Below are 25,843 nucleotides of genomic sequence, written 5' to 3' on the forward strand. Positions count from 1 at the left end.
CCGCTCCTATCGCTGTTGGGCGCTTGCAAGGAGATCGGCCGGCTTGGCCGTCGCCCGATCGCCGAATGCCAGTGCCATGACCTGCTCTTCCGTCGCCCCGCGTGCGAGCTCCCCGACCGAATGGCCTTGGCGCATGACCACGATGCGATCGGCGACGCCGAGCACCTCCGGCAGTTCGCTCGACACCATCAAGATGGCGGCGCCCTCCTGCTTGAGCCCGGCGATGAGGCGGTGCAGCTCGGATTTTGCGCCGACGTCGACGCCGCGCGTCGGCTCGTCGAGCAGGATGATCCTGGGTTTGGTCGCCAGCCATTTGCCGATCACGACTTTCTGCTGGTTGCCGCCGGAAAGCTCGATCGTCGCCTTCCCGGGCTGTGCCGGGCGTACGCCGAGCGAGCCGATCAGCTCGCGCGCCAGCGCGGCGATCCGGGCCGGGGAAAGAATGCCGAGGCGGCTATGGCCCCGGATCCATGCCAGCGAAAGGTTGTCGCTGACCGACATGGTGCCGACGAACCCTTCCAGATGGCGGTCCTCGGGAATATAGACGATGCCCGCGCGATTGGCGGCCTTCAGGTCCGCTCCCCGCTGGGGCCTGCCGAAGATGGTGATCGCCCCGCTCTGCGGCGCAGCCATGCCGGCGATGAGGCGCAGCACTTCCGAACGTCCGCTGCCCATCAGGCCGGCCAGTGCGACGATCTCGCCGCGATGCACGTTGAGCGAAGCGGATTTGAGCAGCTTGCCGTCGGACAGCGCCTCGACCTCGATGGCCCTTTCGCCGATATCGGCCTGGTGGTGGGGGAAGACATCACCGACATCGCGCCCCACCATCATCGAGACGATCTCGGCCTCGTTCGTCTCGGCCGTGCGGCGCTCGCCGATGAATTTGCCGTCGCGCAGGACGACGACGCGGCCACACAGATTGAAGATCTCCTCCATCTTGTGGGAGATGTAGAGGATGCCGGCTCCGCGGGCCTTGAGCCTGTCGATCAGCCCATAGAGCTGGTCGCGCTCGCGGTTGGAGAGCGCGCTGGTCGGCTCGTCCATCACCATGAACCAGGCATCGGACAGAACCGCGCGCGCGATCTCCACCATTTGCTGCCGGCCCACGGATAGCGAGCGCAGTTCGGCGTCGACCGGAATGTCGAGCGAAAACTCGTCCATGACGGCCTGGGCTTCGCGGCGCATCCGGGCCCGGTCGAGCAGGCCCAGGCGCGTGCGCGGCTCGCGGCCGACGAACAGGTTCTCCTCAACCGTCAGGTCGGGCGACAGGCTGAAATGCTGATGGATGACACTGATGTCGCGCGCCTCGTTGGAGGAATGAAAGTCGACGGTCTTGCCATCGATGACGATCTCGCCCTCGTCGGGGCGATAGATTCCGGAGATGCATCTCACCAGGGTCGACTTGCCGGCCCCGTTCTCGCCGGCGAGCGCGACCACCTCGCCGGACGAGACAGTAAAAGACACGCCGTCGAGCGCCTTGACGCCCGGAAACACCTTGCCGATTCCGCGCAGGGCAATGCTGTGGGCACCGCCCGCGCCGGTGGGCGACACAGCAAGTGCTCCATCGGTTCTTTTCGGTGTCGTGCGCCGCAAGCTGGAAAACAGCGAGGTCACGCTCTCGGGCTGGCTGGCCAGCACGGCCGCCAGGATCAGCGCCGCGGTGATGTAGTAGATGACGATCTGCGGCACCTGCAGGAAGGACAGGCCGGTATTGATCACCCCGAGCAGCATGGCGCCGAGCGCCGTTCCCCAGATCGAGCCCCGGCCGCCCGACAGTTTCGTGCCGCCGACGATGGCAGCGGTGATCGCGGTGAATTCAAGGCCGGTGCCCGCTAAAGGCTGGGCGGAACCGAGGCGGCCAATGGTCAGGATGGCGCCGAGTCCCGCCGTGGCGCCGGCGATGAGATAGACGGAGATGCGGACCGGGCCGACCGGCACCATCGAGGCGCGGGCGGCCTCGGCATTGCCGCCGACCGCATAGATCCAGCGCCCATAGACGGTGCGCTTGAGCACGAACCACCAGGCCAGCAGAACGGCCAGGGCAATGACGACGGACACCGGCAACAACCCGAACGTCTCCCGTCCGGCATAGAGCACGACCGGATCGGCGATGGTGATGCTCGACGCCCTGGACAGGCTGAGCGAAAGGCCGCGGGCGAAAGCCATGGTGGCGAGCGTGGCCATGAACGGCGAAATGCCGGCAGACCCGATCAGGATGCCGTTGAGGAGCCCGACAAGTGCACCGCTTCCGATCGCCGCCGCCAGCGTGAGCACGGCCGATCCCGACGCGGCATGGACGAGGCCGGCGGCCACGCCGGCAAAAGCCAGCGTGCTGCCCACCGAAATATCGATGCCCCGTGCGATGATGACGGCGGTCATCGCGAAGGCGATCAGGGCGATCACCGAACTCTGCTGGGCGATGCTGACGAAATTGCCGGCCGTCAGGAAGCGCGGATCGATCCAGCCGAACACCACGACCGCCAGCACGAAGACGAGGATCAATACCGGCTCGTTCCGCCTGAAAAGGCTCGATAATCTCAGCTGGGACATGATTTCCCCCAAATAGCGATCGGGCCGGTCATCACTTGCGGCGCGGCGAGGCGCGCTGCGGCATACAGGCAAGCGACTGCCGGCACGGATCGGCCGCGCCGGCAGAAGACGTCCGGTTTATTTTCCGACCGTCATGGCCGAGGCCGGCACCTTGGGGCCGAGCTGCTCGGTGTAGTTCTTGGCCTCGATGGCCTGCTTGTCGGTGTTGATATGCTCGAAGTTCAGCCCGGCCGCCTTCAGCTTCTTCGCCGTTTCGTCGGAGGTGACGAAATAGGTCGGCATGTAGAGATCCTTCGGCAGCTTCTCGCCATTGGCCAGACGGGTCGCGACCGCGATGTTCCAATAGCCGACGCGATTGGCGCCGGTGAGGACATCGAGCACCATCTTGCCGCTGTCGATCAGTTCCTTCATCTCGGCATCGCCGTCATAGCCGCCATAGATCAGGTTCGAACCCATGGAACTGGCGACCGAATCCGCCGCCAGGCACAGGCTGTCGGAGATGCAGGCGATCGCCTTGAGGTCGGGATAGGTCGTCAGCCAGGTCTGTGCGGCATTCGTCGCCTTGGCGGCATCCCAATTGGTCGGCTCCACACCGACGATCTTGATCTTGGGATATTCCTTGGCCAGGGTCTCGACGAAGCCCTTTTCGCGGGTGTCGGACACGAAATTGCCGCGAGAGCCGACGAGCAGGGCGATCTCACCCTCCCCGCCGAGCGAGGCACCGATGGCACGGGCCACCATCGCCATGTTGTCATAGTCGGGATAGAGGGTGGAATAATTGCCGTCCGCCTCCACCTTGTTGCCCATGGTGACAACGGGAATGCCGGCCGCGAGCGCCTTCTTGATCACCGGCACCAGGGCATTCTTGTCGAGCGGATCGACCAGAATGGCGCTGACGCCCTGGTTGATGAAGTTCTCGATGATGGCCACTTCCTTCTCGAGACTTCCCTCCGCGCTCTGCCAGGTGGAGCGCACGCCATAATCCCTGGCAGCGACGTCACCCGCTTCCTTCATGCGCACATAGAAGGAGTTTTGCAGGTCGATGGCGGCGACGCCGAGGACCTTGTCCTTGGCCTGCGCCAAAGACGGCATGGCAAGCGCCAACGCGAACAACGCCACCGATGTCTTGAAGATGCTACGCATATGAACTCCTCCTTTGCCTGGATGGCTTTTGGTTTGGACGTTTACGTGCTTCTTGTTTGTACGTACTTCTTGCTTTTCTTGGCCGTGCGCCGCCTTCTTGCGAGGCGCTCCTGACGGCTGAGATGCGGCGCACCGCTGCGCCGGCAAAAATCCTCCTCAGGCGGAAAGCCCATCCACCCCGGCACCGCAGACCAATCCGGCAACGCGCTCACCGGGCTTTGGCCTGACCGCACCCGCCATCAGCGCCGCCAGCGAGGCCGCGCCGCTCAGATCCGCGGCAATGCCGAACTCGAACCAGAGAAGCTCGGCGGCGCACTGCATCGCTTCGTCGCTGACCAGCACGATGTCATCGACATGGCGCCGCGCGATCTCGTAGATGCTCTCGTCCGTGCGGCCGCAGGCCATGGTGGCGACCCGCGTGGTCACCTGCGGCAGACGCACGACCCGGCCCGCTGCGAAACAGGCATGGAGGGTCGGCGAACCCACCGGTTCCACGCCGATGATGCGGGCCTTCGGCTTCATCGCCTTGACGACCTGCGACACTCCGGCGATGAGGCCGCCGCCGCCGATGGCGATGATGTAGAGATCGGCATCCGGAATCTGCTCCAGCATTTCAACGCCGATGGTGCCCTGCCCCGCAACGATGGCCTCATCGGCGAAGGGGTGCATGTAAAAGGCACCACTCTCCCGGGCATGGGCCGCCGCGGCCTGGTGGGCCTCGTCCCATACGGCGCCGGCGTAGCGCACCTCGGCACCCAGCTTGAGAAGCTTCTGTTCCTTGAGCGGGCTGGCATTGGTCGGCAGGAAGATGGTGGCCGGCACGCCGCTCTGACGGGCCATATAGGCGGTGGCCAGGCCGTGATTGCCGCCGGAGGCCGCGACAAGACCCTTGGCGATCGCCTCGGCGGACAGCGACTTGACCCGATTGACGGCGCCGCGGATCTTGAACGAACCGCTGACTTGCAGGCATTCGAGCTTGAGATGAGTGTCACTCGGAATGGTGGCGTCGGAGCAATGCTCGAGCCTGAGAACGGGCGTCCTGCGGATATGGGGCCTGACGCGCTCGACGGCGGCCTTGATCGCCTCAACGCTCATCGGCCCGCCCCAGCATTGCCAGCGCCTCTGGATATTCGTCGGCGATGACGAAGCAGCAATTGCCCGGCCTGACCCGCCCCGGCTGGCGCTTGGCGAAGACGACGCCGTCAATGGCGTAGCGAAGCTCGACAGGCTCGCGGGCCGGCGATCGCGGGAAATGGATCCGGCCGGCAAGTTCGCCCTTCCTGGCAATGGCACCCAATTGGCCGATCGGCTCGAACACACCGTCATCATCGGCCAGGATGTAGCCCCGGCTGTCCGGCACTTTGAGCACCCGCTTGTTGGCCTCCTGCGGCAATTCGGGTTGCCCCTTCAGGACACCGGCATGTTTGAGGACGTTTCGAATGCCGCGCCGGCAGATGGCGAGAGCGTCCTGGCTGACCAGGCCTCCGCCAGCCATTTCAGTGCCGATGACGACGAGGCCCTGCAGATTGGCGGCTGCGGTCGCCGTGCGCGTCTCACCCAGATTGTCGACCATGACGACGGTCGGAGCGCCGAAGGCGAGCGTTGCCTCGATGTTGAGCCGATGTCCCTCGGGCGTCGGCGACGGCTCGATGATGGCGCTGGGCAGGATCATCAGCGAGGACCCGCCCGAATGCAGGTCGAGGAAATAATCGGCGAGCGGCATCAGGCAATCATGGACATAGGCCGCGATCTGCCTGGTGAGCGTGCCGTCGAAATCACCTGGAAAGCAGCGGTTGAAGTTCAGCCCGTCGATCGGCGAAGTGCGCGTTCCCGCTTCGACGGCCCGGATGTTGATGGCGGGTATGGCGATGATGCGGCCCGAAACCTCCGTGGGGTCGATGTCGCGCAGCAATTCGCCGAGCGCCAGGGGGCCTTCATATTCGTCGCCGTGATTGCCCGCCTCGACGAGCACTGTCGGCCCATTGCCATTCTTGACGACGGCCAGCGGCACCTGGACCGCGCCCCAGGCATCGTCGTGGGGAGATTGGGGCACACAGAAATAGCCGATCTGCTTGCCGGGCCGCTCCAGGTCGACGGTCGTAAACACACTATTTCTGCGTGGGCTCACCGGCTTTCGGCGGGTCGGCTCCGATGTCGCAGCCATCAAATCCGTCATGGGTTTCTCCCCTTTCGGTCAGATGATGATAGTTTTATATATGATGTCAAGTTTGAATATAAAACCGTAGGCACAAGCCGAGAGAATTCTCTATGGTCTGCGCCCATTGAGGGAATCGCGCATGAGCAGCATCGAAGATCGGGAAAAGCCCGCCTATTCCGCGCCGGCCCTGACCAAGGGGTTGGAGGTCCTGGAACTGCTGGCAGAGGCCGGAGCGCCCTTGACGATGAAGGAGATCGCGGATGGGCTGGGTCGGTCGAAAAACGAGATCTTTCGCATGCTCGTGGCCCTCCAGGAGCGCGGCTATATCGAGCGCGATCCGGAAACGGATGCCTTCTACCTGACCGATCGTCTGTTCAAGCTAGGGCTGCATACGCCGCGCCAGCAAGACCTCTTGACGGCGGTCATGCCGGAACTGACCGCCATCGCGCTGGAATGCCAGCAATCACCTCATCTGGTCGTCGTCAATCACGGCCTGACGGTGGTCGTCGCTGCGGTGCCCGGCGGCGAGGACATGTCCTTCACACTGCGCCTTGGTTATGGACGCCTTGCGACGGATTCGACCTCCGGCCAGGTCGTGCTCGCCTTTCAGCCGCCTGCCGTCGCCAAGAAGATCATCGAGGAAAGCCAGGGGCGCAGTGCCGTCCCGGTCGATCGCGCCGCGCTGGAAGCCAGTCTTGCCGCCATTCGTGCCCGGGGGCACGAACTGCGCTCGAGCCGGGATTTCGTCGGTATCACGGATATATGCTGCCCGATTTTCGGCGCGGACGGCTTCGCTGCCGCGTCCATCATCATCGCCTATGTCAACCGGCATGCCCACGACAACCAGGCCCGGCACGAAACCACGCTTGGGGTGTTGCAGGCCTCCTGCCATCGCATCTCGGCAAAACTCTCACCCCGGCTAAGTGTTCAGCATCCGATCTGAGGCGGCTCCATTCGCGCGTCGGCCTTCGCGATCGGTTGCTTGCAGAAGCACTTCTCGCTGGCTCGGCCCGTGGGTGAGCCTATGGAACAAACGAAAGGGCGTATTCCGCCCTCCGGGTCAACGAGAAGCCGCGCCATGATGGGATCTTCCAATCCAACTGGTTGCGGAAGCCCCCCCTTTTCCCTTGCATCGCGATCCGGACCGTACGCGGCCAAGCCGGTCGCATCGGGTCAACCCGCCGGGAGCGACCAATCGCGCCCTCCCGGCGAGCCAGGTGGTTCACTTGGTCGCCGCGCTGATCCAGCGGTCGAACTCGCCCTGATTGGCGGCAATCCATTCGCCGGCGATCTTCTTCATGTCCGCATTGGTCTTGGCACCCTTGCCCAGCGCCCCCTCCCACTCGCTCCATGTATTCAGCGGCCACTTTGCCTGCGCAACGAATTTTCCGACGGCCGGATTGGCGGCCAGGAATTCCTTGTTGGCAAGGGTGCGCCAGTTCCAGGGGCCTACAGCCATCCGGCACGGGTTCTGACCACCGGCGCAGCCCGCCACATCCGGCACCTCATGCGTCTTCGGCTTGTTCACGCCCGGCGGCAGGGCGTCGTAGGGTATCGGCAGCCAGACCACGTCCTTGGCCGGCTTCAGGCGGTAGACGATCCAGGACGGGCTCCAGGTGTAGAGCAGGATCGGTTCGCCCCGGTCGGCCCTGGCGAACGCCTCGGCAATCAGCGGTTCATACTTTGCACGGATCGGGCGCACGGTGTCGCTCAGGCCGAATTCCTTCACCTGGAAATCGACGACGTCACCACATTTCCAGGCCGGGTCGCAATTGATCAGATTGGCCTTGCCATCGCCGTCGCTGTCGAACAGCGCCGCGATCTTGGGATCCTTCAGTTGAGAGAAATTGGTGATGTTGTTGGCTTCGGCGGTCTTCTTGTCGATGATGTAGCCATTGATACCGCCCCCGATGATCGAGCCGTCACTGATCAGTTCGGTGGCGCCCGCAACCTTCTCGATGGCCGGCTGGGCCTGCGGCCAGTTGATATCGCCGGTCATGTCGAGGTCGCCCTGCGAAATGGCCTGCAGGATCGCCGACATGTTCATCGTCGACAGTTTGACCTCATAGCCGAGCTTCTCGAGACCGGCGATCAGGATCTGATCCTGGATATAGTTCGCGCCGAGGCTGTCGGAGGACACAAAGCGAATGGTCTTGCCTTCGCCGGGGCTGCCCTGAGCCAGCGCGGGTCCGGCAATCAGGGCCGAGAACAATGCCGCAGCGCAGGCAACGCCTTTCCATGTGGTGCGCAAGACGATCATACGGTTTCCTCTTCTGGAGATGCTGCCGGCCTTTTTGGAGACAGAACCGGATTGTCGGGTCGGTGAGCTGGATTCGGGAGGGTCCGGGACGGTGCGATGGGACGCAACAGCCGCGACAACGTCGCCCGCAGGCTTCCCCCCACGGCCGCCTTGTCCTGACGGGCGAGGCCCTGTGTCATGCGGTCGAGCACCATGGCGAGCAGCACGATGGCGATGCCGCCGACGGCCGCCATGCCGACATCGAGGCGGCCAAGCCCCTGCAGCACGACCAGCCCCAGCCCTTCGGCACCGATCATGGCGACGATCACCGACATCACCATTGCCGTCAGCACCGTCTGGTTCAGGCCCCCGAGGATCGTCGGCATTGCCAGGGGCAGCTGGACCTCCCACAGAAGCTGGCGATCGGTGGCGCCGAACGCCCGGCCGGCCTCGACCATCTCGGCATCGACCATGCGGATCCCCAGATTGGTGAAGCGGATCAATGGCGGCACCGCTGCCACGATCACGGCGACGCCGCCTGCAATCGTGCCGACACCGAACAGCATGACAACAGGCACGAGATAAACGAAGCTCGGGGTCGTCTGCATCACATCGAGAATGGGACGAACCACCGCCCAGGTGCGATCGCTGCGCGCGCACAGGACCCCGAATGGAATGCCGATGATCACGCAGATCACGATCGCGGTGGCGATCAGGGACAGGGTCGTCATGGCATCGGACCACAATCCGATGAAGGCGATGAACACGAACGAAAGGAGCGTGAAGATACCGACGCCACGCGAGGCGACGCGCCATGCAACCAGCGCAAACAGCACGGACAGGATCGGAAAGGGGATCAGATGCAGCAGCCCATTGATCGCGTTGAGCAGCGTTTCCACCGGCCATTTGATCGTCTGGAACAAGGGACGGAAGTGCAGTGCCAGCCAGCGGACGCCATCCTGGATCCATTGATCGAGCGGAATGACGTAGAGATTTTGGACATCGAACATGAGGTCAGGCTCCCGTCATCCGGGACTGCGCGGGTGCAGCGGCAGGCGTTGCGATGCGAGCGAGAATCCGCACGGGATCGACCCGGCCCAGGAACTGGCCATCGTCATCCACGACAGCAATGGGCCGATCGGGCCGGTAGATGCCGGCAATGTCGGCCAGGCGGGCGGTATTGCGAACCGCCTCATAATCCTGCGTCAGGAGCTGCCTCACATCCATGCCACGACGCAAATCGCCGATGCGGCTGCTGTCGATCACGCCGGCGATGCGATGACGCTCGTCGACGACGAATGTGCTGCCGCTGCGCCCAGCCATGTCCGCCGCTTCATGACCTGCGGCCAGGGTCAGGGGCTGGCAAGGCTCCATGACGGAGGCGGCGTCGAATAGCCGGGCGCGATCGATGTCGCGGGTGAACGCCGCAACATAGGGATGTCTTGGATCGAGTACGATGTCCTGCGGCGTTCCTTCGCGCATCACCATGCCATCGGCCATGATGGCAACGCGGCTGCCGAGTTTGAGGGCTTCCTGGAAGTCATGGGTGATGAAGAGGATCGTTTTTCTGAGCGTGCGCTGCAACCGCAGCAATTCGTCCTGCATCTCGCTGCGGATGAGGGGATCGAGGGCGCTGAAGGCCTCGTCCATGATCAGCACGTCGGCCTCCGTGGCCAGCGCTCGCGCCAGGCCGACGCGCTGGCGCATGCCGCCGCTGAGCGCTTTGGGCAGGTGATTGGCCCAGGCCGAGAGCCCGACGACATCCAGGACCTCGAGCGCCTTCTTGCGGCGCTCGCCTGCACCGACGCCACGCAATTTGAGGCCGAACTCGGCATTCTCGATGACGGTACGGTTGGGCAGGAGCGCAAAGTGCTGGAACACCATCGAAACCCGGGTTCTGCGGATTTCGCGCAGACGAGCCTGGCTCGTCCCTGTTACCGGCTCGCCATCGATCGTGATCGTGCCCGCATCCGGCTCGATCAGTCGGTTGATGCATCGCGCGAGCGTCGACTTGCCCGAACCGGACAAGCCCATGATCATGTAGATCGACCCGACAGGCACCGAGATCGACACATCACACAGTCCCACGACCTGCCCGGTTCTGGCCAGCACCGTTTCCTTGGTCTCACCCGACTTCAATAGGTCCAGGGCACGATCCGGCGCGTTGCCGAAAATCTTGTACAGATTTCTGATCGCTATGCGGTCCGTCACGTCTTTCTCCGTTCCCCTGCAGGCCTTGCGCAAAGTTTTGGCCAATGCTGCACTGCCATTCCAGCCAGTAAAGGGCCCGCACCGGCGACCGTCTTCCATCGCGTCGGAGGAGCAGGTTGCCTGTGTATCCTAGGAAAGGCAGCATGCGCGGTTGCGCGGTACCATCGTAACTAGTTTGGGACACCATCGGGAGGAATTGCGTGCTCACGGCGCTGACCAATCCGGCCCTCGTGGTCGTGGATATGCAAAACGACTTCGTTCGCGTGGGAGCTCCCATGGAAGTGCCCGCTGCCCGCGACACGATCGCGTCGATCCGGGCCTTGCTGGCCGGCTTCCGCAATCGCGGCAGGCCGGTGATCTTCACCCGCTACGTCGCCGACATGCGTTACAGGCCGCTCGCAGCCAAGCTCGATTGGCTTGGCCTGCTCGATGCGCCAACCAGGGCCTGTGTGCCCGGCTTCCAGCGCGGCTATGGCGATGTGGAAGGCACGCGCGATGCCGCAGCCGTCATCGACGAACTGCCGCCTCGGGCCGGCGAGCCGGTTATCGACAAGGTCTATTTCAGCGCCTTCCACGAAACCGATCTGGACGCCCGGCTGCGTGAACGCGGCGTCGACGGCCTCGTCTTTGCGGGAACCGTGACCGAGATGTGCGTCGAGGACAGTGCCCGCCACGCCGTGCACCACGGATACCCCACCATCCTGGTCAGCGATGCGGTATCGTCAAATCATCCGCCGAGCCAGCAAGCGACGCTCGATGCTTTTGCCCGCAACTATGGCTGGGTCATGAACACCGCTGAGGTCCTGGAGACGTTTGCAATGCCCACAACGGCGTAACCTCTCGAATATTCAGGTCAGCGCAGCGGCGAGAAATCGGTCGGTACCAGAATACGGTTGTCCAACGTATCGATCGTCTCGGTCAACTTCGCCGTGAAAGCCTGCCAGGCGGGATCGGCGGCCAGCCGGCGACGCCGTTCGGCCCGGTCGTTCAGGTCCTGATAGCCCCACAGGTGCACGACGTGATTCAGCGGCCCGATCTCGGTCTGGAAGTAGCCGATGAGATTGCCGAGGATCGGCTGCTGGATGGCGAGACCTTCCTCCCGCACCAGCTGGAGATAGCGCGAGAGCTTGCCCGCCTTGATCTTGTAGATGCGTTCCTCGACGATCATGATCCCTCCGGTGCCTTCCCGGCCTCCGCTTCCATCTCCTGGCGCACGGCGCGGGCAACACGGAAGGCTTCCACGCCTGCCGGCACACCGCAATAAACCGCAATCTGGATCAACGCGGCCCGTAATTCCTTGTCCGTCAAACCGTTGCGGATCGCGCCACGGAAATGCACCTTGAATTCGTGCATCCTGCCCAACGCCGCCAGCATGCCCAGGTTCAGCAAGCTGCGCTGGGCCAATGACAAACTCTCGTCTGTCCAGCACTGGCCCCAGCAATATTCGTTGAGGACATCCTGGAACGGCGCTGAAAATTCGTCGGCATTCGCGCGTGCCGCATCCACATAGCTGTCGCCAAGAACGGTCCGGCGCACCTTTTCGCCCTGCGCCCGCAGATCCTTGTCCATGTCCAACTCCCGACCCATCAAGAAAGGAAACTCCGCATCAGCCGAGCGACCTCGGCCGGTGCCTCGATCAGGATCGAATGACGCTTGCCGGGCAGGATGTCCAGCCGCGAGTTGGCAATGCGCTCATGCATCAGCCTGGCCATGCGCGGGTTGGAGCCCTGGTCCTCCTCCCCCGTTGCGATCAGCGTCGGGCAGGCGATTGCGCCGATCTCATCGCCGAAATCGCTTTCGGCAAGCACTCGATAGGCCGCCGCATAGCAATCGGGATCATTGGCCGCATTGCGCTGGCGCAGCCTCGCCATCAAGTCGGGATTGGCGTGCTGGAATGCGTCACTGAACCAGCGGCCGACGGAATTGTCATAGTGCGAGCCCGGCTCCTTGGTCTGGAGCAGGCGCAGGCGGTTGAGCACGCGCTCCTTCTCATCCTCGTTGCGACCGGCAACGGTGGCAAGCAGCATGATGCTCTCGATACGGCCGGGATGATCCAGCGCGGCGCGCTGGGCGATCAGGCCGCCCAGCGAAAAGCCGGCAAGCACAAATCTGCCGAAGCCGGCATTGTCGGCCAGGGCGAACAGTTCCCGCACGAAATCATCGATCTCGTAGCGTCCTTTTACCCGCGCCGAGCCGCCATGGCCGCGCAGGTCGAAGCGCAGGATGCGAAAATGCGGCGCAAGGCGCTCCACGACTCCGTCCCAGGCCTCCAGATAGGAACCAACCCCGTGCACGAGGACGAGGGGGCGTGTTCCCTCTCCCTCGAGCCGGTAGCGAATGGCGACGCCATCGATGTCGAGCGTGGCGTCGATCGTCGGGGATGCCGGCTTCGTCATCATGCGATTGCCCGTGCCTTTTGCTTCGCAGCATCGCGTTCGCGCGCTGCGAAAACCGGCATGACCTCCCGGATGAACAGGTCGAGCGACTTCTTCTGCACCTCGATCGGCAGATTGAACGCAAGGCCGAGGCAGAACTGGTCGACGCCGGCAGCCTCATAGACCATCAGCTTCTCGATCACCTCGTCGGGCGTGCCGAACAGGAGGTTGTCGCGGATCGACCGCGGGTCATATTCGCTGCGATTGGCAACCGTCTCATAGGGCACGGCCTTGGGGAAGCCGTTGGTCACCGTGCCGATGTTCTGGAACAGGTTCTCGAAAGCGCGGCCATAGTCGATGCTGGCGCGCACCGGCACTTCCCAGTCTTCCGGACGGGCGTAGACACAGCTGCGGCGCAGCATCATGAAACGCGGACGCGCCACATTCGGATGGTCGGAGACCGCCTTGCCAAACTTGTCCGCCAGGATGCCGACCTCGGCCATGGGCCGCGACAGCGGCGTCGACAGGATGTTGTAGCCGTTGCGCACCGCCCAGTCGAAGGTACCGGGGTCGCGCGCAGCCACCCAGATCGGGGGAGACGGCTGTTGCAAAGGCTTGGGCACGGAGGTCGCAAGCGGGAACTTGTAATACTTGCCCTCATGGGCATAGTCGCCCGCCCATAGCTTTTGCACCGCCGGCAGGAGCTCCTGCATGTAGGCGACCCCTTCTTGCTGGGGTATGCCGCCGGCCATGCGGTCGAACTCGTATTGATAGGCGCCGCGGGCAATGCCGAACTCCAGCCTGCCGCCCGTCAGATGGTCGCAAAGCGCCGCCTCGCCGGCAAGGCGCAGAGGGTTCCAGTATGGCGCCACCACGGTGGCAGTCCCCAAGCGGATCCGCTCGGTATGGGCGCCCCACCAGGTCAGGATCTGGAATGGATTGGGAGCAATCGTGAACTCGATCGTGTGATGCTCGGCGGACCAGATCGTCTCGAAGCCCCCGGCATCGGCCATGCGCACGAGTTCGAGGGTCTCGTTGACCACCTGCTGCATCGGCTTGTCGGGACTGAACCGCTCCATGGCCAGGGCGACGGAAAACTTCATGGCGAATACCTCTTCAGATAATGCGGCCGCGGCGATGCGCGAATGCCGTCAGCGCAGGCGAATGACAAACGGGTCCTGGGTGGCGCCGGAATAGTCGAGGACGACGTTCTTCAGACGGGAGAACTCGCGCATGACCTCGAAGCCGCCGCGCTTGCCGTAGCCGCTTTCCTTGAAGCCGCCGGAAGGCGACATGTAAGCAGCGGAGCGATAGGTATTGATCCACACCGTGCCGGCATCGACATTGCGGGCAAAGCGCATGGCCCGGTCGATATCGCGGGTCCAGATGCCGGCCGCGAGGCCGTAGTTGGTGTCGTTGGCGAGCGCGATCAGTTCGGCCTCGTCGCGGAACGGCACGACGCCGACGACCGGGCCGAAGATCTCGTCGCGCATGAAGCGCATGTCGTTGCGGGCCTCGGCCAGCACCGTGGGCTCGTAGTACCAGCCCTTGGCAAGCGCTTCGTCCTGGGGACGACGACCGCCGATCGCCAGGCGGGCCCCATCCGCGACGCCATAGCCGACATATTGCTCGACCTTGGCAAGCTGGGCCTCCAGGGCCAGGGGCCCGAGTTCGGTGTCATCCGCGGCCGGGTTGCCGATGCGGATGCGCGACGTCCGCTCGACGAGCCGCTCGAGGAACTCGTCATAGATGCCTGCCTCGACGAAGCAGCGCGATCCGGCGATGCAGGTCTGGCCCGCCGCGGCAAAGACGCCGGCGACCACCCCGTTGACGGTGCGGTCGAGATCGACATCGCCGAACACCACATGGGGTGATTTGCCGCCGAGTTCCATCTGGGTTGAAACAAGCCGGCCTGCGGCATTGGCGGCAATGCGCCGTCCCGTGGCGGTGCTGCCGGTGAAGGTGATCTTGGCGACGTCGGGATGGAGGGTCAGGGCCTCGCCTGCGGTGGCTCCGCCGCCGGTCACCACGTTGAAGACACCGGGGGGAAAGCCGGCGCGATCGATCAGTTCGGCCAGCGCCAGTGTGGAAGCCGACGTGTGTTCGGACGGCTTGGCGACGATGGTGTTGCCGATCGCCAGGCATGGCGCCAAAGTGCCGCTCAGCAGCATGAGCGGGGAGTTCCAGGGCGAGATCATGCCGATCACGCCGATCGGCTCGCGCAGCGTGAAATTCAGCATGTCGAGCTTGTTGACCGGGATGGTCTCGCCATGCAGCTTGTCGGCCATGCCGGCAAAATAGAGATAGGTATCCGGCGCGGCCCGCATTTGGGCGCGCATTTCCTTGAGCAGCTTGCCATTGTCGCGCATCTCGATCGCCGCCAGTTCGTCGGCGTTCTCGGCGATGAGGTCGGCGAGCCTGCGCAGCATCTTGCCGCGCTCGGTTTGGGTGATGCGGCGCCAGGCCGGATCCCTGAAGGCCTTCTTCGCCGCCTGAACCGCGGCGTCGACATCCTCGGCGTTGCCGTCGGCGGCCATGTACCAGGGCTCGGCCGTGGTCGGATCATGGCTTGGTAGATAGCGGCCCGAGTTCGGCGCCACGCGCTCGCCTGCGATATACAGGTCCTGGCGCGACCCTTCGATCGCCTTCAGCGTCAGTTCCATCGTATCAGCCTTTCGTGATCACGGTATCGGCGGTCACGCCGTTCGGCGCACGCCAGGGGCGCGGCGCGCCATCGATCATCGCCACACGGCCCCCGGCGCTGGAATCGACATAGATGCCGAAACGGGCCTCGCTGCGCTCCTGCAGATAGCGGCGCAGCATGGCCCTGATCTGCCGCACCGGAATGCGATCCCAGGGGAGGTCTTCCGCAGCAAAGAACGCCAGCGACTGGGGCATTTCGGGCAGCGCCCGCAGTGTGGCAGCCAATTCACCCCGGTAGACGATGTATCCCGGCTCGCGGTCGGCAACGTCGAACACCGAATAGAGAAACGCCTCCTCGGTCAGCAGGGCGACGGCGCCCTTGTCGTCGAGGGCGACTTCGTTGCCGGGCTTGCGGTAGCGGGCCGTCGGGAGTTCCCAGCCACCCCTGCCGTCATCGCGCAGCAGGATGCGCCCCTCATGCTCGACGAGATAGCCGATCATCATGCGATGCGAGGGTGTCCAGCCCTGGGGCATCGGGTGCTCGACCGTGACATAGCTGCCCCGGCAAAAGCCAAGCGGCGCGACCGGGCTGGTGCCGAAAGCGCGCACATGCCCGATCAGGATGATGTGGTCGCCCGCATCGACACGGTTGTGAACGGTGCAATCGAACCAGGTGAGGCTATCGGTGAGAACCGGCGTGCCGGTGTGGACGGTGTCGTGGTTGATCGCATCGAATTTGGTCGTCGACTTCGATGCGAAGACGCCCGCGACATCCTTCTGGTGCTCATGCAGCACGTTGACGGCGAAGTGCTCGGCGGCGCTGAAGACGGGAAAGCTGCTCGCCTTCTTTCCTATGCATACGAGCAAGAGCGGCGGATCGAGCGACACCGAGGTGAAGGAGTTGGCGGTCATGCCGCGCGGCGTTCCGTCCGCCTCGCGCGTCGTCACGACCGTTACCCCGGTCACGAAAGTGCCGAATGCCCTGCGCAATTCGACGGGATCGATCGGGCTTTGCTCTTGTTCAGTCGCGGTCACCATGCGCCCTGCCTTTCCAGCTTCCGGAAAGGATAGGGACGGCAGGCGGGGGCTTCTTCCTGCGTTCCGCAGGAGAGAGTTCCCTCATCCTCCTAGGTGAAGAAGCAGCGGGTCACACGAGCGCATCCTGCGACAGGGTTTCGTTCAGCCGCAGGGCCAGTTCCAGCGCGAACCGCCGTTCCGGCGTGTCGATCTCGATCCCGAAAAGTTCCTGGATGCGGCCGAGGCGATAGCGCAGCGTGGTCACGTGAAGGCCCATCGCATCCGCGCACGCCTGGCTGCGGCAGCCGCTCTCCAGATAGGCAGCCAGGGTCGGGATGTATCCGGTGCCATGCTCGGCATCATGGCGGGATACGGCACCGATGGTGACATTGAGAAATGCGCGGACCTCGTCTGTGTCGGCGGCCGAAAGCAGCAGCGGGAAGGGACCAAAATCCTGGGAGGCCAGCAGACCGGTGCGGTTGAACCGTATCCCCAGCCGGATCATGCGGGCGCATTCCTGCCAGATCTGCCGATGTTCCTGCAGGCCGCTGCAGGTCCTGCCGATCACCACGATCGGCTTGCAGCCCAGCAGCCACTGGGTTTCATCGATGACCTTGCGCACCAGCAGCTTGGCCGTGTTCTCACTGTCGCGTGCTCCGCCCGGCACGCGGCACAGGATGATGCCGTCGAGATTGGCGGCCGTGGCGGTTTGGCCCTGTTGCGCTGCCAGCCTGGCGATGGAGCGATGCAATTCCTCCAACGCGCTGTCGTCCATGCCGGCCTGGCGGGGCAGACCGATGGCAATGAGCCTGGCCGGCGCTGCCATGTCGATATCGAGGCGGCGGGCACGAGCAACCAGATCATCCGGATTGCGCCAGTCGCCGGAGACGATCTCGGCGAACAGTTCGCTGGCCGTCTTCGACTCCGTCTGGAAGCGTAGATGGCTGCGCATCATCTGCACGCTCAAGGCCGATTTGGCACTCTCGAGCAGCAGATGATCGAGATCGCCGAAATCGGCACCGCGAGAAAAGACGACCAGCGCTCCGACCATTCTTTCATCGACCCTGAGCGGCTCGACCATGGCCGGCAGGTTGAGATGCTGTCCGCAGACGCTGAGATAAAGCTTGGCATGTTCGGAGCGCGTGTTGCCGGCCACTTCGCGTGCGATGCGCAGGAACTGGCGATTGACCCCGGCATTCACCTCCTCACGCCACCGTTCGTCGTCGAATGTCTCGGGCTTGGGCGAACGCCCCGTGACGACGAGATTTGCCGTCAGGTCGACCACGACCGTGGGATGATGCATGAAGGTCTCGACCAGGGCAGCGGCCGAAGCAACCGAACCGTCCGACAGGACCTTCTGCATCAGGGCAGAATGGGCGGCGAGCACATTCTGCAGACGTTCAGCGGCGAGGCGCTCGGCCTGCAGCCGGTTTGATCGATCGACGGCGATGGCACCGAGATGGGCAATCGTCTCCAGAAAGGCGAGGTCCGCATCCGACGGCTCGACGATGCTGCGCGACTTGACCGACAGGACCATGGCCCGTCCTTCCATGTCGCGGCAGCCGAGCGGCAGCACCACGACGGTATGGTAGCCACGCTCGATGGCCTCCTCCTGATATCCTGGAAACTCCGATGCCACCTGCGCATCACGGATGATCACGGGCTCGTTGGTGGTCAGTGCGATGAGGGAGGGGCTGGTGGCGAGCGTCCAGCGGTCGCGATAGAGAGTGCCGAGCCGATTGGGATCATGCCGGGCCAGGACAACGGCATCGCCACTGCCTTCGTCGATACTCATGACGCCGCCCATGGACCAGACGGTATTGTAGCAGCCTGCCTTGACGAGATGCAGCAGCGTGGTGCCGAGATCGCCGCCGGAATTGATCAGGCTGGCGATATCCCTGAGCGTGCGCGACAGCGGCCGATCGATGACGTTCATCAGACCCTCCCGAGTTCCGTTGAGGCTCAACTAGCGGACCCCATCATCACTGTCGAAGGATTTCAATGCGGCATCCTCCTACGCTTCATAGGAGGAGAGCGCTTGAGCAGGCCCCTAGTGTCCGATGCGATGCCGGAAGCAGGCCGCTTCGGTGTGAAGCCCTCTGGCCGGATCTGAATGACGAAGGAATATCATGAGTCTGGAAATCCGAAAGATCGTTCGCCACGCCGAAGAGGTGTTCATCGAAGGTGGCAAGGCCGGCCCCAGGCCGATATTGGCGAGCGCGGTGGCAGCCATCATCAAGAATCCCTGGGAAGGGCTTGGATTCGTGGAGGATCTGCGCCCGGTGGTCCTCGACGTGGCACCGAAGCTGGCGGGCGTGCTGGTCCCTCGCCTGCTCGAATTGTGCCCCAAAAACCGGATCGAGGCCTATGGCAAGTCGGCCATCGTCGGCCTCGCCGGTGAGATCGAGCATGGCTCGGCCCTGATCCATACGCTGCGCTTCGGCAACGTGTTCCGTGAAGCGGCCGGAGGGACCAGCTATCTGAGCTTCACCAACACGCGCGGGCCGGCCGGCGCCCAAGTGTCCCTGCCCATGACGCACAAGACAATTGTGGGCCAGCGCTCGCACTTCATCACCCTGAATTTCTCGGTCAGCGACGCGCCGGACCGCGGCGAGATCCTGATTGCGATCGGCGCTGCCGACAGCGGCCGCATGCACCCGCGGATCGGAGACCGCTTCAAGGACATGGAGGAGATGGGGATCACGCCACCGAAGTCGTAGAGGTGCGATGTCGCGGAGTTCGGGCCCACGGCTCGATCCGGCAACAAGTCACCGGTCGAGCTCACAGATCCATCGAAGCAATCGGTTGCTCGTCGGTTTGAGAGATCTGCCCGGGGCCGTGCCGGCACGGCCCACCGAAAGGGCTCTGCCGCAAATCTAGCCTTGGATACCTAGAGCAAAGCGCGTTTAGCCGGAAACGCTATTTTGCTCTAGCTCTTTGGTTCGACGCGTCTTTGCAATTCTTGGCGATTTCGCCAAATCGCAAAACGCTCTAGGCATCAACGTTTGTCGGCAACACTATCATGTCATGAATTGTGACGTTGCGGGGGCGGCTGAGTATATAGACGACCGCCTCTGCCACTTCGGAAGGCTCGATCAACGCACCGGCGTCTTTTGCGGCCTGCAACCGATCCGGTTCCCAATCCGACAGCAATGCCGAGATCACCGGCCCTGGCGAAACCTGCGATACCCGAATGCCGTGCTTGTTGACCTGTCGGCGCACGGTCTGGGTAAAGCATGTGACTGCCCATTTGGAGGCCGAATAGACCGGCTCATGCTTGATCGCGGAGTGCCCCGCCAGGGACGATGTCACGATGATATCGCCACCGCCCTGCTCGATCATATGCGGCAAGACAGCGTGAACGTTCTTCATCACTGCATTCACGTTCAGATTGAGCATTCTGTCGATGGTCAATGCATCAGTGTCCACCAGATCGCCACCGATATAGGTACCTGCATTGCAATAGAGGATGTCGATCCTGCCAACTTTGGCAATGACTTCCGGAATCATCGCAGCACAGCTGGTGGCATCCAGAAGATCGGTTACCTGAGCAACGGCCTTTCCCTTCGAACTTGCCACCAACTCATCCAGCGCTGCGGCGTTGCGATCGACCATGACCACTGTGACGCCCGCCTTCATCAGAGCTTCGCATGTTGCCAGTCCAATGCCCGAAGCAGCACCAGTGACGACAGCCGTTTTTCCTTGCAGTTCAATAGACAATGTTACCTCCTGGAGAGCAGATAGTTTATTTTTAAAAAGCGTTGGACATTTACCCGATGCAATTCATCACTTCATGAAGATCAGATCGAAGGGAAACATTCGACACTCAGTCGAATAGTACAGCGATTTTATTCACTCTATATTGTACTCCCTTGCGATTATTCCGGTGCCGGCAAAGAAAACGTGCTCTTTATCCAAACCCTTCATAATTGAAGCTCCTAGCTACATGACGGATCAATTCGATCCTGCAATCTGCATCGGGACGGGTCTTGGACGACGATCAAAAGGCCTTCCAAAGTCCAAATAGTCCATGAAATTTGTTTCAGCAACACATTACGAAACTCACCTGCATCGGGGAAGCGCGGGTTTGCCTAGAGCGTTGATTTAGAGCGGTTGCCGCCCCGACCGCTCGCTGGGCAAGCGCCAACAGGCAGCATCGGCTCGCTCGGCTGGCTTTTCCGAGAGCGCGGGTGGCGGGTCAGAGCCAGGTTGTCACGCCGACGCCATCGAAGGCGATCTTATGAATCTTGTTCGTTGCAATTTATTTCGGAAATATGTTACACACCTTGCGTTCACGGCAACCGCTCAGCCGCGAACGCAGTGCAAGCCGTGATGTCCCAAAACGGGGGGCCATCACGCTCGGACGTGATCGTAGTGGCGCGACCGACGCCGACCGAGAGGCCCGACGCGCGCCACACGACAACAACAATCAAACAGATTGTCGCCAATGGAGGAACCCATGAGATTCTTGGCCAAGGTCGGCCTGTCGCTAACAGCGCTCTTGCTGGCGGGTGTTGCCGCGCGGGCTGAAACCATCACTGTTGCAACCGTCAACAATGACGACATGATCATCATGCAAAAGCTGTCGTCTGAATGGGAGAAAGCGACAGGCAACAAGGTCAACTGGGTTGTGCTGGAAGAAAACGTGCTGCGCCAGCGCGTGACCACGGACATCGCCACCAAGGCGGGCCAATTCGATATCGTTACCATCGGTGCCTATGAGACGCCGATCTGGGGCAAGGCCGGCTGGCTCGCATCGCTGAACGATCTTGGCGACGACTACGATTACAAGGATGTCTTCGAGCCGTTGCGCAATGGCTTGTCGGTCGACGGCAAGCTTTACGCCCTGCCCTTCTATGCGGAGAGTTCTTTCACCCTCTACCGCAAGGACCTGTTCGAAAAGGCCGGGCTGACGATGCCCGAGCAGCCGACCTGGGACCAGATCGCGCAGTTCGCCGACAAGCTCACCGACAAGTCGAAGGAGCAGTACGGCATTTGCCTTCGCGGCAAACCCGGCTGGGGCGAAAACATGGGCCTGATCACGACGATCGTGAACACCTTTGGCGGCCGCTGGTTCGACATGGAGTGGAAGCCGCAGCTGACATCCGATCCGTGGAAGAAGGCGATCAGCTTCTATGTCGATCTCCTCAAGCGTGACGGCCCGCCCGGTGCGACATCCAATGGCTTCAACGAGAACCAGGCCCTGTTCGCAAGCGGAAAATGCGCGATCTGGGTCGATGCGACGTCGGCAGCCGGACGGCTCTACAACAAGGCGACATCCAAGGTCGGAGATGTCCTGGCCTTCGCTCAACCTCCCGTCAACGTATCGCCAAAAGGCAATGGCTGGTTCTGGGCCTGGTCGTTGGCCGTTCCTTCTTCCACCAAGAACCTCGACACGGCCAAATCCTTCGTGAAGTGGGCCACGTCCAAGGAGTATGTGAAGCGGGTCGGCGAGACCGCCGGCTGGGTTGCCGCACCGCCCGGCACCCGCCAGTCGACCTACGACAATCCGGAGTACAAGAAGGCTGCGCCCTTCGCTGGCATGGTCCTCAAGGCGATCCTGACCGCCGATCCCACGAATGCCACCAAGGATCCGGTTCCGTACAAGGGAATCCAGTTCGTTGCGATCCCCGAGTTCCAGGCCATCGGCACCTCGGTCGGCCAGGCCATCGCGTCCATCCTCGCCGGACAGCAGACGGAAGATGCTGCCCTGGGTGCAGCACAGGACGAGGTCACTCAAACCATGCAGCAGGCCGGCTACATCCAATAGCCGCCTGTCCTGCCAGGGCTCCGGGCGCTCTCCCCGCCCGGAGCTCTTCTATAGGCATGCCTTCAACCAAAACCACGAGGGCCCATGTTCCAGACATCCACAAGCCGGCGGGCTGTGCGCACCGGCCCTCTCCTGGCTCCGGCAGTCAGTGTCCTGCTGCTCTGGATGATCGTCCCGCTGGTGATGACGCTGTGGTTTTCCTTCCAGCGCTACAACCTGCAAAATCCACTGATCACAGGCTTTGCCGGTATCAACAACTACAAGTTCCTGTTGCTGAACAAGACGCTTTGGATCTCGATCATCAACACGATCATCCTGGTCGGCTCGGTGCTGGCGTTGACCGTGATCTTCGGCGTGCTTTTCGCCGTCGTCTATGACGTCGAGTTCCCGGGGCGCAATATCGCCCGCCTCCTGGTTATCGCCCCCTTCTTCATCATGCCAACCGTGGCGGCACTGATCTGGAAAAACCTGCTGATGCATCCCGTCAACGGGTTGTTCGCCTGGATCACGCGATCACTCGGGCTCGGCGTGGTGGACTGGTTCAGCCAGGTCCCGATGCTGTCCGTCATCATGATCGTGGCCTGGCAGTGGATCCCCTTTGCCACCCTCATCCTCATCACAGCCATGCAGTCGCTCGATCGCGAACAGATGGAAGCAGCGCGGATGGACGGGGCCAAGGGCCCCACGATGTTCTGGTTCATCGTCCTGCCGCATCTTTTGAGGCCGATCTCGGTGGTGGTGATGATCGAGACGATCTTCCTGCTGTCCGTCTTCGCCGAAATCCTGGTCACCACCTCGGGCGGGCCGGGCAATGCGACCACCAATCTGACCTACTTCATCTATCTCAAGGCCTTGCTGCAATGGGATGTGGGTGGCGCCTCCGCCGGTGGCGTCATCGCCATCATACTGGCCAACATCGTCGCCGCCTTCCTGGTGCGCACCGTCGCCCGCAACCTGGAGACCTGAGCATGGCAATGCATGGATCAAGAAGGCGGGTGGTGCTGGCCGGCATCGTCGGCTGGCTCGGGGCGCTCGTGATGTTCTTCCCGATCTTCTGGATGCTGCTGGCGGCCTTCAAGACGGAGATCGACGCCGTCGGCCCACCCGAATTGTTCTTCCGTCCGACGCTCGAGAATTTCGCCGAGGTCAATGCACGCGCGAATTATTTCTCCTACGCGCTCAACAGCATCCTGGAATCGCTGGGGGCCACGGCAATTTCCCTCGCCCTCGCCGTACCGGCAGCCTATGCCGCCGCCTTCTTTCCAACCAGTCGGACCAAGGACCTCCTGCTCTGGATGCTGTCGACGAAAATGATGCCCGCGGTCGGCGTGCTGGTGCCGATGTACCTGCTCTTTCGCGACACCGGCCTGCTCGATACCCGCATAGGCCTCGTCATCCTCTTCACCCTGTCGAACCTGCCCATCGTGGTGTGGATGCTCTATTCCTTCTTCAAGGACGTGCCGCATGAGATCCTCGAGGCCGGTCGCATGGACGGCGCCCGCGTCGGCGCGCAAATCCGCCATCTCCTTCTACCGCTGACCTTGCCGGGCATTGCTTCAACCGCTCTTCTCTCGATTATCCTGTGCTGGAACGAGGCGTTCTGGAGCCTCAATCTTACCGCCTCGCAGGCGGGGCCGCTGACCGCCTTCATCGCCTCCTTCTCCAGCCCTGAAGGCCTGTTCTGGGCCAAGCTGTCGGCAGCCTCGACCTTGGCGGTGGCGCCAATTCTGATCTTCGGCTGGATGACGCAGCGCCAGCTTGTTCGCGGCCTCACCTTCGGCGCCGTGAAATGACCCCCTATTTCCCTTTGTGAGGACACGACATGGCAGAACTCAGCCTCAAGGGCATCCGAAAGTCCTTCGGCGCCGTCGACGTCATCAAGGGCGTCGACCTTCATATCGCCGACAAGGAATTCTGCGTCTTCGTCGGGCCGTCCGGGTGCGGCAAGTCAACCCTGCTCCGTCTGATTGCCGGGCTGGAGGAGATCTCCGCCGGCGACCTGTCCATCGACGGCGCGCGCGTCAACGACGTGCCGCCGGATGAGCGCGGCCTTGCCATGGTCTTCCAGACCTACGCCCTCTATCCCCACATGAATGTTCGCGAGAACATGGACTTTGCGCTACGCTTGGCCGGCGTCGCCAAGGCCGAGCGGGACGCCAAGGTCCTTGCCGTGGCCCGCCTCCTGCATCTCGACCATCTCCTCGACCGCAAGCCCCGCCAGCTCTCCGGCGGTCAGCGCCAACGTGTCGCCATCGGCCGCGCCATGGTGCGCCAGCCCAGGGTCTTCCTGTTCGACGAACCGCTCTCGAACCTCGATGCGGCTCTTCGCGTGCAGATGCGTATCGAACTGGCACGCCTGCACGAGGATCTCGGCGTCACCATGATCTATGTGACGCATGACCAGGTCGAGGCCATGACGCTGGCCGACAAGATCGTGGTGCTGCGCGATGGCGTCATCGAGCAGGTGGGTACCCCACTGGAACTCTACCACCATCCGCACAACCGCTTCGTGGCCGGTTTCATTGGCTCGCCCACCATGAACTTCATCGAGGCGACAGCCCGAGGCATCTCGGGAGACGGCGTCACCGTGGAACTGCCAGGCGGTGCGACCCTGACGGCGCCGGCCTCCGGCGGCGGGATTGCCGTTGGCGACAGGCTGACGCTCGGCGTCAGGCCCGAGCATCTGACGAGAGCATCGGACGGGCAGCTTTCCGGCGAAGTGATGGTTGTCGAGCGCCTCGGCGGCCAGACATTCCTGTATGTCCAAGTCACGCCGGACAGCCTCTTCATCGTTCAGGCCGAAGGCGCGGATAGCTCGAAGGTGCATGATCGCATCGCAGTCGCCTTCCCGCCCGCTGCCGCTCATCTCTTCCGGCAAGACGGAACCGCCCTGCCGGCAATGAAAAGAAATCCCCTCGCCGCATGAGGCGGGTCGTCGTCACGCCCCTGTTAGGAATGTACGGATGTATCTTGATAAATTCAGGCTCGAGGGCCGGACGGCTTTCATCACCGGCGGCGGCCGCGGCATTGGCCTGGCTTCGGCTGAAGCCTTGCTCGAAGCAGGCGCCAAGGTGGTGATCTCCGACCACAATGAGGAATTGCTCGCAAGCGCCCGGGACCATCTTGCGACAGCCGGTCACATGATCGACAGCGTGATCCTCGACGTGACCAAGCCGGACCAGGTCGCCCGTGCGGCCGCCGAGGCAAATGCCAAGCATGGCGCGGTCGACATCCTCATCGCGAATGCAGGGATTGCCTGGCCCGACACGCCCGGCGAAGCCATTCCGGACGAGATCTGGAACCGGATCATCGACGTCGATCTCAATGGCGTCTATTGGTCATGCCGGGAATTCGCCAAGCCGATGCTCGAGCGGGGCTTTGGCTCGATCGTCACGCTAGGCTCGATGTCGGGCCTGATTTCCAACAAGCCCCAGCGTCAAGCCCATTACAACGCAGCCAAAGCGGCCGTGCATCATCTATCCAAGTCCCTTGGTGGTGAATGGGCTGAGCGGGGCGTACGCGTGAATTCCGTTGCACCAACCTATGTCGACACGCCGATGTCGAATACCAGCTTCACCGACCCCGAGCGCTTTCCGACCTGGATGGAAATGACGCCGATGAAGCGCGTGGCAAGACCGGACGAAATCGCCTCGGCCATCCTGTTTCTTGCTTCGGAAGCCTCCAGTGCGATCACGGGAACGACGCTCGTGGTGGACTGCGGCTACACGATCTGGTGA

General features: G+C 62.8%; 23 protein-coding genes. 8 read left to right on the forward strand and 15 right to left on the reverse strand.

The features are described from left to right. Positions 1–6: 6 nt before the first annotated feature. The 4 genes from BA190_RS35360 to BA190_RS17695 all read right to left on the reverse strand — a co-directional run bounded on the left by BA190_RS35360 (position 7) and on the right by BA190_RS17695 (position 5,869). Positions 7–2,550: an ATP-binding cassette domain-containing protein gene (locus tag BA190_RS35360; RefSeq protein ID WP_082979829.1), complete on the reverse strand. Its 2,544-nt coding sequence runs from the start codon at positions 2,548–2,550 to the stop codon at positions 7–9. Positions 2,551–2,667: 117 nt separating this feature from the next. Beyond that, positions 2,668–3,693 (reverse strand): sugar ABC transporter substrate-binding protein, encoded by a 1,026-nt coding sequence (locus tag BA190_RS17685; protein WP_068290218.1) that lies wholly within the window; start codon positions 3,691–3,693, stop codon positions 2,668–2,670. A 156-nt stretch (positions 3,694–3,849) separates the two neighbouring features. Beyond that, positions 3,850–4,788: a threonine/serine dehydratase gene (locus BA190_RS17690; RefSeq protein ID WP_068290220.1), complete on the reverse strand. Its 939-nt coding sequence runs from the start codon at positions 4,786–4,788 to the stop codon at positions 3,850–3,852. Further along, the gene (locus BA190_RS17695; RefSeq protein WP_245314792.1) at positions 4,778–5,869 is read right to left on the reverse strand and encodes a succinylglutamate desuccinylase/aspartoacylase family protein; all 1,092 of its coding nucleotides are present in this window, start codon (positions 5,867–5,869) and stop codon (positions 4,778–4,780) included. Before BA190_RS17695 ends, BA190_RS17690 begins: the two co-directional genes overlap by 11 nt. A 121-nt stretch (positions 5,870–5,990) precedes the next feature. Between BA190_RS17695 and BA190_RS17700 the strand changes: the two genes are divergently transcribed. Further along, positions 5,991–6,794 (forward strand): IclR family transcriptional regulator, encoded by an 804-nt coding sequence (locus tag BA190_RS17700; RefSeq protein WP_068290221.1) that lies wholly within the window; start codon positions 5,991–5,993, stop codon positions 6,792–6,794. A 279-nt stretch (positions 6,795–7,073) separates the two neighbouring features. Here BA190_RS17700 and proX read toward each other — a convergent pair whose 3' ends face one another. From proX to BA190_RS17715, 3 genes are read right to left on the reverse strand one after another with little or no spacing between them, the layout of a single operon-like run. Beyond that, complete coding sequence (proX, locus tag BA190_RS17705) at positions 7,074–8,111, reverse strand: glycine betaine/L-proline ABC transporter substrate-binding protein ProX (protein WP_068290223.1); 1,038 nt, start codon at positions 8,109–8,111, stop codon at positions 7,074–7,076. Then, positions 8,108–9,100 carry a proline/glycine betaine ABC transporter permease gene (locus BA190_RS17710; RefSeq protein ID WP_082979830.1) on the reverse strand — a complete coding sequence of 331 codons (993 nt, stop codon included), beginning with the start codon at positions 9,098–9,100 and terminating at the stop codon, positions 8,108–8,110. The genes proX and BA190_RS17710 overlap by 4 nt, the downstream gene beginning before the upstream one ends. A 4-nt stretch (positions 9,101–9,104) precedes the next feature. Next, positions 9,105–10,301 (reverse strand): glycine betaine/L-proline ABC transporter ATP-binding protein, encoded by a 1,197-nt coding sequence (locus tag BA190_RS17715; protein WP_068290494.1) that lies wholly within the window; start codon positions 10,299–10,301, stop codon positions 9,105–9,107. Positions 10,302–10,537: 236 nt separating this feature from the next. Here BA190_RS17715 and BA190_RS17720 point away from each other — a divergent pair, with 236 nt between their 5' ends. After that, positions 10,538–11,137 (forward strand): cysteine hydrolase family protein, encoded by a 600-nt coding sequence (locus BA190_RS17720; RefSeq protein ID WP_256390535.1) that lies wholly within the window; start codon positions 10,538–10,540, stop codon positions 11,135–11,137. Positions 11,138–11,154: 17 nt separating this feature from the next. Here BA190_RS17720 and BA190_RS17725 read toward each other — a convergent pair whose 3' ends face one another. The 7 genes from BA190_RS17725 to BA190_RS17755 all read right to left on the reverse strand — a co-directional run bounded on the left by BA190_RS17725 (position 11,155) and on the right by BA190_RS17755 (position 18,272). After that, positions 11,155–11,469 (reverse strand): NIPSNAP family protein, encoded by a 315-nt coding sequence (locus tag BA190_RS17725; protein ID WP_068290227.1) that lies wholly within the window; start codon positions 11,467–11,469, stop codon positions 11,155–11,157. Next, positions 11,466–11,870: a carboxymuconolactone decarboxylase family protein gene (locus BA190_RS17730; protein ID WP_068290229.1), complete on the reverse strand. Its 405-nt coding sequence runs from the start codon at positions 11,868–11,870 to the stop codon at positions 11,466–11,468. Before BA190_RS17730 ends, BA190_RS17725 begins: the two co-directional genes overlap by 4 nt. 17 nt (positions 11,871–11,887) lie before the next feature. Next, positions 11,888–12,700 (reverse strand): alpha/beta fold hydrolase, encoded by an 813-nt coding sequence (locus BA190_RS17735; RefSeq protein WP_068290231.1) that lies wholly within the window; start codon positions 12,698–12,700, stop codon positions 11,888–11,890. Next, complete coding sequence (locus BA190_RS17740; RefSeq protein WP_068290233.1) at positions 12,697–13,779, reverse strand: LLM class flavin-dependent oxidoreductase; 1,083 nt, start codon at positions 13,777–13,779, stop codon at positions 12,697–12,699. Before BA190_RS17740 ends, BA190_RS17735 begins: the two co-directional genes overlap by 4 nt. A gap of 48 nt (positions 13,780–13,827) precedes the next feature. Next, a complete protein-coding gene (locus BA190_RS17745) occupies positions 13,828–15,339 on the reverse strand; it encodes an aldehyde dehydrogenase (protein ID WP_068290239.1) in 1,512 nt (503 codons plus the stop codon). 4 nt (positions 15,340–15,343) lie between these two features. After that, positions 15,344–16,357, reverse strand: coding sequence for a flavin reductase (locus tag BA190_RS17750; protein WP_068290241.1), 1,014 nt, complete (start codon positions 16,355–16,357; stop codon positions 15,344–15,346). Between the two features lie 109 nt (positions 16,358–16,466). After that, on the reverse strand, positions 16,467–18,272 hold the full coding sequence (locus BA190_RS17755; RefSeq protein ID WP_068290243.1) for a helix-turn-helix domain-containing protein: 1,806 nt from the start codon (positions 18,270–18,272) through the stop codon (positions 16,467–16,469). Positions 18,273–18,465: 193 nt separating this feature from the next. On the opposite strand from BA190_RS17755, the gene BA190_RS17760 reads away from it, so the two are divergent. After that, positions 18,466–19,056, forward strand: coding sequence for an amino acid synthesis family protein (locus BA190_RS17760; RefSeq protein ID WP_068290245.1), 591 nt, complete (start codon positions 18,466–18,468; stop codon positions 19,054–19,056). 271 nt (positions 19,057–19,327) lie between these two features. Here BA190_RS17760 and BA190_RS17765 read toward each other — a convergent pair whose 3' ends face one another. Next, the gene (locus BA190_RS17765) at positions 19,328–20,056 is read right to left on the reverse strand and encodes an SDR family oxidoreductase (protein WP_068290247.1); all 729 of its coding nucleotides are present in this window, start codon (positions 20,054–20,056) and stop codon (positions 19,328–19,330) included. 739 nt (positions 20,057–20,795) lie between these two features. Here BA190_RS17765 and BA190_RS17770 point away from each other — a divergent pair. From BA190_RS17770 to BA190_RS17790, 5 genes are all read left to right on the forward strand, one after another. Beyond that, the gene (locus tag BA190_RS17770) at positions 20,796–22,106 is read left to right on the forward strand and encodes a sugar ABC transporter substrate-binding protein (protein ID WP_068290249.1); all 1,311 of its coding nucleotides are present in this window, start codon (positions 20,796–20,798) and stop codon (positions 22,104–22,106) included. 84 nt (positions 22,107–22,190) lie between these two features. After that, the gene (locus BA190_RS17775) at positions 22,191–23,072 is read left to right on the forward strand and encodes a carbohydrate ABC transporter permease (RefSeq protein WP_068290251.1); all 882 of its coding nucleotides are present in this window, start codon (positions 22,191–22,193) and stop codon (positions 23,070–23,072) included. Between the two features lie 2 nt (positions 23,073–23,074). Continuing rightward, on the forward strand, positions 23,075–23,899 hold the full coding sequence (locus tag BA190_RS17780) for a carbohydrate ABC transporter permease (protein ID WP_156771571.1): 825 nt from the start codon (positions 23,075–23,077) through the stop codon (positions 23,897–23,899). A gap of 29 nt (positions 23,900–23,928) precedes the next feature. Beyond that, positions 23,929–25,032 (forward strand): ABC transporter ATP-binding protein, encoded by a 1,104-nt coding sequence (locus tag BA190_RS17785; protein ID WP_068290252.1) that lies wholly within the window; start codon positions 23,929–23,931, stop codon positions 25,030–25,032. 37 nt (positions 25,033–25,069) lie between these two features. Then, entirely contained in the window at positions 25,070–25,843 is a 774-nt protein-coding gene (locus BA190_RS17790; RefSeq protein WP_068290254.1) for an SDR family NAD(P)-dependent oxidoreductase, read from the forward strand.

The organism is Labrys sp. WJW, assembly GCF_001676615.1.
Lineage (GTDB): Bacteria > Pseudomonadota > Alphaproteobacteria > Rhizobiales > Labraceae > Labrys > Labrys sedimenti.